Below are 5976 nucleotides of genomic sequence, written 5' to 3'. Positions count from 1 at the left end.
TTGCATAAAGGCAGCGTGATGGCCCAGAACTGCTCGAGAGGTGGAGCTCCAAGCGTCGCTGCAGCGTTCAGGAGTGTATCCGGAACACGAGTGAAAGCTTGCTGCAGGGGCTGTACCACGAAGGGCAGGGAGTAAATCACAGAGCCCACGACCAACGCGGAAAAACTAAAGGCCAACTGCGTTCCCGTGACGGTCTGCCATAGCTGTCCGGGGAGGGCATCGGGCGCCAGCACTAGAAGTAGATAAAAGCCAAGCACTGTGGGCGGCAGCACCAACGGTAAGGCAACCAGCGCTTCAACAAATGCAGCGAAGGAGCCTTTTTGGCGTGACAGCCAGTACGCGAGTGGTGTGCCCAGCAAAATGAGAATCAGAGTGCTCACCGTCGCCAAACGCAGGGTCAGAGTCACAGCTTGCCACTCGAGACTGCTCATGAGCACGAGGTGTATCCAAAACTTGTCAGCACTGATTCCACGGGCGGACTGGAAAGGTATTCAAGGAATTCCTGTGCAGTACGAAGGTTTTGGGAGCGGGCATTGATTACGGCGTATTGCTCGATGGGTGCGTGCCATGACCTTGGTATCGGTAGGCCTGATGTGGGGCTAAGCGACCGGGCAACGAGCGCTAAGTCTGCACCGCCACTCGTATAGAACTGCAGGGCTTGCTGCACATTGCTGCCGCGAACAATGCGGCGGTCATCGGCACTAGCAAAACCGTCTCTCTCTAACACAGCAAGCGCCGCTGCTCCGTACGGTGCGGACCGGGCGTTAGCGATGGCGATGCTCTTGCTGGCATCCGAAAGGGCGTCTTCCATGGAGTTGGTACCTAGCAGTACCAGCGAGCCCTGGGCGTAGCAGAGTGCTGGCCCCGCACTTGTTCCGTCATCTACAAGGGCCTGCGGTCGTGCGTGATCGGCCGCTAGCAGCACATCAAAAGGCGCCCCACGACGTATCTGTGCCGCTAAGACTCCGGTCGACGCACTGCTCACCCTCACCTGGACCCCCGTGCTGGCGGCAAACTGTGCGCCGATCTCTTCTGCAGTCGTCCGAAAATTGGATGCTACCGCGATGTTCAAAGAGTCTGTGGCAGCTGCCAGAGATTGAGACCCGATGAGCATAGCGATAAGCAAAACAGAAGAGGCGGTCTTTTGCGCGGCCAGAGCGAGGTTCTGGAGTGCTAGAGAAGCGTCGATCGCTCGGGTAAAAACAGTAGGGCTGAGACGCTTGAGATACATCCGTGCATTGTAGGTCAAGGCGACGGCGTGCGGGCAAGACAATAGAGGTGAACCTCACTTGCCCCGGCGTCCAGCAACACTCTCGCCATGGCATTACCGGTGGCGCTCGTTGTGCACACATCATCAATGACGGCGACGGAGCAGCCGTGGACATTGCCGACTACCGTGAAGGCTCCCTGGAGATTACTTAAGCGTTCGCGCCGTGAAGCATGCGCCTGGGTCTTGGTGGCGATGCAACGTTTGAGTAGAGCCCGCTTCTTTGGTGTGGGTTGAAGTGGTGGGTACAGGCGAGAAAGGCTGGAAAGCAAATCTTCACTCTGGTTAAAGCCGCGGCGAAGCTTACGTCGCCAATGGAGCGGTGTTGCTAGCACGATATCTACATTTTTGATGCAAATTTCGGAATTTAGCATCAATTTAGCTGCTGTTCGGGATAAATTGCGATTTTTCAGGTATTTCCAGCGGTGCATCAAGTAGGCGATGGCCGGATCATACTCAAAGGCAGCGGTGACGGTTTTTAAGGCAGGTTCTGCTTTAAGGCAGTTCGGGCAAAGACGACCATCCATACCGGGTAAAGCGCACTGCGGGCAGGCTTGATCATTTACGCGCAGCGCATCCTGGCACACCTCACAGACCGCTTCGGGACTATGGCTCTGCTGATCACAATAGATACAGAACTGCGGCGCCAGGTAGTCGATTACACGATGGGCGATGTTCTGCGTAACGCTGTTAACCATTTTTTTCTCCACAAGTTGACAGCGGTGCTTGGCGATTTACTATGTCGACCTGCAATCGAGACACTAGCTATGAACCAGCCACTGCCAGACCCCGCCACCCGCTCGCCGATCAACCCGAACTCGAAACAAGGCTCAGATTCCGTGCCCCGGCCTGTCGATGAGAGGGCCTTGGACGCGCATCGCCACGATTGGACGCGAGAAGAGGTCGCCGCGCTTTTTGCCCTGCCCTTCAACGATTTGCTGTTTCGTGCGCAGTCGGTACATCGTGAGTATTTTGACCCGAATGAGGTGCAGGTGAGCACTTTGCTTTCGATCAAAACCGGCGCTTGTCCTGAAGATTGTGCTTACTGCCCTCAAAGCACGCGCTTTGATACGGGTTTGTCGGTAGAGGCCCTGATGGAAGTGAATCAGGTGCTTGAGCAGGCAAAGGCGGCTCGTCAGTCTGGGGCTACACGCTTTTGTATGGGTGCTGCGTGGAGGTCCCCCAAGGATCGCGACTTGCCCGCACTCACCGCAATGATCGAAGGCGTTAAGGTCATGGGCCTGGAAACCTGCATGACTCTGGGAATGTTGAGTGATACGCAGGCCAAAACGCTAGCCGAGGCCGGTTTGGATTACTACAACCACAACCTCGATACCTCGCCCGAGTATTACAGCGACATCATTACTACACGTACCTATGCAGATCGTCTTAAAACTCTGGGCCATGTTCGTGATGCGGGCATGAAGGTCTGTAGCGGGGGAATTGTTGGCATGGGAGAAGATCAGGATGATCGCGTGGGGTTGTTGCAGCAGCTCGCGAACCTGCCCGAACACCCCGACAGTGTGCCCATCAATATGCTGGTGCGCGTACCAGGAACGCCATTGGCAGGAGAGGGAGATCTGGATCCATTCGAGTTTGTGCGGACCATTGCAGTCGCCCGAATCATGATGCCAGCATCCCATGTACGTTTGTCTGCGGGACGCGAGGACATGAACGATCAGACCCAAGCCTTGGCGTTTTTGGCTGGCGCCAATTCGATCTTCTACGGCGAGAAACTGCTCACCACCGCTAATCCCGGCGCCAACTCAGATCTGGCCTTGTTCGACCGATTGGGTATAAATCCCGAAGAGCGAGAAATGTCGGATGAACCCGCAGCCGATCCACGTTTTTATAATGCGATGTAGCTGCTCTGCACTCTTGACCGCCCGGCAGCCATGCTTTTATTGATCTTACAGGTAAGTAAGCGCCAGCAAACTTATATCACCTGAGGTTCAATCCCAATTTTGACCCACTACTGACAGACTCTTTGCCCAGCTTCTTGTCGGTCAGGTCACAAATTTATCCATGCAAACCCACACATTTTGACTATAATGCGTCCAGAAGTTAACACTGAACACATAGGTGAAAGGTCTCGCGAACGACGAGCGCCAACACCGACGTTATGGGGAGAGAGTCATGCCAAGTTATAAGGCGCCGTTGCGCGATATCCAGTTTGTCATCAATGAGGTTCTGGACACCGAGAACCTTTACGCGGGTCTCAAAGGCTACGAAGAAGCTACACCCGATCTCATGAACGCCATCATCGAAGAAGGCGCAAAGTTTGCTGAGAACGTACTCTCACCACTTAACCAAAGTGGTGATGAAGAGGGTTGCGTTTGGTCCGAAGAAGGCGTCAAGACTCCCGAAGGTTTTGCCGACGCTTACAAGCAGTATGTCGACAATGGCTGGCCGTCACTGTCAGCAGAGCCTGAGTTTGGCGGGCAGGACATGCCCAATATGCTGGGGATTGTCATTAATGAGTTGGCAGGAACCGCCAACTGGTCCTGGCTGATGTACCCGGGCCTATCCCATGGCTGTATCAAAACCTTGGAAGCCCATGGTTCCCCAGAGCAGAAAGAGCAATATCTGCCCAAGCTGGTAGCGGGTAACTGGACTGGCACTATGTGTCTTACTGAGTCCCATTGCGGGTCTGACTTAGGGCTTCTTCGCACTAAGGCCGAGCCACAGGCTGACGGTAGCTATGCCATTACCGGCACCAAGATTTTCATCTCTGCCGGCGAGCACGACATGTCAGACAACATTGTGCACATCGTGATTGCGCGTATGCCCGATGCGCCAGAGGGCACCAAGGGCATCTCTTTGTTCGTGGTCCCTAAGTTCAACGTGAATGAAGACGGCAGCCTTGGCGATCGCAACGGCGTGCATTGCGCATCGATCGAAAAGAAGATGGGCATCAAAGCGTCGGCTACCTGCGTGATGAACTTTGACGGAGCGAAGGGCTATCTCATCGGTGAGCCAAACCGTGGCCTGAACATGATGTTCACCTTTATGAACACGGCGCGTATCGGTACTGCGATGCAGGGTCTAGCTCACGCCGAGCTCGCTTACCAGGGTTCTCTCGAGTACGCCCGCGAGCGTCTTGCTATGCGTAGTCTTACAGGCCCCAAAAACCCCGACGGTCCTGCGGACCCGATTATTGTGCACCCCGATGTACGCCGCATGTTGCTAACCCAGAAGTCGATTGCCGAGGGCAGCCGCGCCATGCTGTATTACCTTGCGCAGCTGGGCGATATCGTCGATCGCGGTGACGAAGAAGCAGCAAAGAAAGCCGATGACCTTATGGCGGTGCTTACGCCTATCGCTAAGGCGTTTGTTACCGAAGCGGGTCTTGAAGCTGCTAACCACGGTATTCAAATCTACGGCGGCCACGGTTTCATTCGCGAGTGGGGCATGGAGCAAATTGCCCGTGACGCACGAATCGCCACGCTGTACGAAGGAACTACCGGGATTCAGGCTCTGGATCTTATCGGTCGTAAGGTGCTTGGGTCCGGCGGAAAGCTCTTGATGGGCTTCACGGAAATGATGGGTGAGTTCGTCGATGCGAATGCCGATGAGAGCTACGCTGAATTTACGGGCCCGCTGTCTACCTACAAAGATGAGTGGCTAACTATGTCCCTCGAAGTGGGCGGTAAGGCGATGGAGAATCCTGACGAGGCGGGTGCCGCATCTGTGGATTACCTGATGTACTCGGGTTACGTCGTACTCGGATACTTTTGGGCGCAGATGGCCGTAGCGGCACAAAAGAAGATCGCTGAGGGGGAGGGTGACACTGCGTTCTACGAGGCGAAGCTCATGACTGCACGTTTTTACTTTGAGCGAATTCTTCCACGAACGGCATCGCATAAGCTGGCATTGCTCTCGGGTGCTGATAACCTTATGGAAATGCCAGAGGCTATGTTCGCTTTCTGATCACCTTGATGAGCCCCGTAGTGCTCGCTTGAGCTTTCGGGGGGTGCAATATCTCTTTACGGGCGCGATAATTCGCGCCCGTTTTCGTTTCCAGGAGGCGAAACAATGTCTCAAGATCAAGAGCAGCAAGACGTTTCGACCGCAGCAGCAACCGAAGGTCCCGAGCGCCAGCTATATCCTGAAGATCAGGCCAAGGTGGATGCGTTTCTTAAGCGCGGCGTTAACTCGGTTGAGAGAAAACCCTTCAAACCTTTGTACTTGCTAGTGATGTTGATTGTTGTTGTGGGCGGTTTGAGCCTCTTCAGTCAATGGCTGGCTCATCAGGCTGGCGTTTACTGAGTAGTTGAGTTTGCTATGATTTTGTTGAGCGTAGTAACTCATTCGGTGTGTGGCGCAGCCTGGTAGCGCACTTCCTTCGGGAGGAAGGGGTCGGAGGTTCGAATCCTCTCACACCGACCAATTTCCAGCGGGTCCGTACCGGGTGGAGCTTTTGTCTAAGAAAGTAGAAGCGCTGAAAGCGATAAAACAACCTGAGCTCAAAACTCGCCGTCTTGTACTTCGTCCATTTTCTATGGATGACGCGGAGGAAATAAACACGCTCGCGGGGAATTTTAATGTCTCAAAAACGACGTTGAACGTTCCTCATCCCTATAGCACTGAAATGGCTGAATCCTGGGTTGCGACCCACAAGGCTGGTTGGGAGGCGAGGACCAATGTGGCGTACGCGATCACTCTCTCTGAAAGTGGACAACTGATTGGGGCAATAGGGCTCCACAACT

The 5976-nt window shown here is 54.5% G+C and carries 7 protein-coding genes and 1 tRNA gene; 5 read left to right on the top strand and 3 right to left on the bottom strand.

The window, feature by feature from the left end; genetic code table 11:
* From AB8B76_RS10035 to AB8B76_RS10025, 3 genes are all read right to left on the bottom strand, one after another.
* On the bottom strand, window positions 1-431 hold a 431-nt coding region (locus AB8B76_RS10035; protein ID WP_405272158.1), incomplete at its 3' end, for a molybdate ABC transporter permease subunit.
* Window positions 428-1249 carry a molybdate ABC transporter substrate-binding protein gene (gene modA, locus AB8B76_RS10030; RefSeq protein WP_405272156.1) on the bottom strand — a complete coding sequence of 274 codons (822 nt, stop codon included), beginning with the start codon at window positions 1247-1249 and terminating at the stop codon, window positions 428-430. The genes modA and AB8B76_RS10035, both read right to left, overlap by 4 nt.
* A complete protein-coding gene (locus tag AB8B76_RS10025; protein ID WP_405272155.1) occupies window positions 1246-1977 on the bottom strand; it encodes a ComF family protein in 732 nt (243 codons plus the stop codon). The genes modA and AB8B76_RS10025 overlap by 4 nt, the downstream gene beginning before the upstream one ends.
* Before the next feature lie 57 nt (window positions 1978-2034).
* Between AB8B76_RS10025 and bioB the strand changes: the two genes are divergently transcribed.
* The 5 genes from bioB to AB8B76_RS10000 form a co-directional block, all read left to right on the top strand.
* Complete coding sequence (gene bioB, locus AB8B76_RS10020; RefSeq protein WP_405272153.1) at window positions 2035-3132, top strand: biotin synthase BioB; 1098 nt, start codon at window positions 2035-2037, stop codon at window positions 3130-3132.
* 271 nt (window positions 3133-3403) lie between these two features.
* A complete protein-coding gene (locus tag AB8B76_RS10015; RefSeq protein WP_405272151.1) occupies window positions 3404-5197 on the top strand; it encodes an acyl-CoA dehydrogenase C-terminal domain-containing protein in 1794 nt (597 codons plus the stop codon).
* A 105-nt stretch (window positions 5198-5302) separates the two neighbouring features.
* Complete coding sequence (locus AB8B76_RS10010) at window positions 5303-5536, top strand: DUF3094 family protein (RefSeq protein WP_405272149.1); 234 nt, start codon at window positions 5303-5305, stop codon at window positions 5534-5536.
* Window positions 5537-5579: 43 nt separating this feature from the next.
* A tRNA-Pro gene (locus AB8B76_RS10005) sits at window positions 5580-5656 on the top strand.
* Between the two features lie 31 nt (window positions 5657-5687).
* Window positions 5688-5976: GNAT family N-acetyltransferase (locus AB8B76_RS10000; protein ID WP_405272147.1), on the top strand; the 289-nt coding region annotated here is incomplete at its 3' end.

This window comes from Congregibacter sp. (assembly GCF_045107095.1).
GTDB lineage: Bacteria > Pseudomonadota > Gammaproteobacteria > Pseudomonadales > Halieaceae > Congregibacter.
This window is presented reverse-complemented; position numbering and strand designations above follow the sequence as displayed.

Coding starts and splice junctions, on each gene's coding strand:
- bioB (WP_405272153.1), top strand. CDS start 2,035: ATGAACCAGCCACTGCCAGACCCCGCCACCCGCTCGCCGATCAACCCG.
- AB8B76_RS10015 (WP_405272151.1), top strand. CDS start 3,404: ATGCCAAGTTATAAGGCGCCGTTGCGCGATATCCAGTTTGTCATCAAT.
- AB8B76_RS10010 (WP_405272149.1), top strand. CDS start 5,303: ATGTCTCAAGATCAAGAGCAGCAAGACGTTTCGACCGCAGCAGCAACC.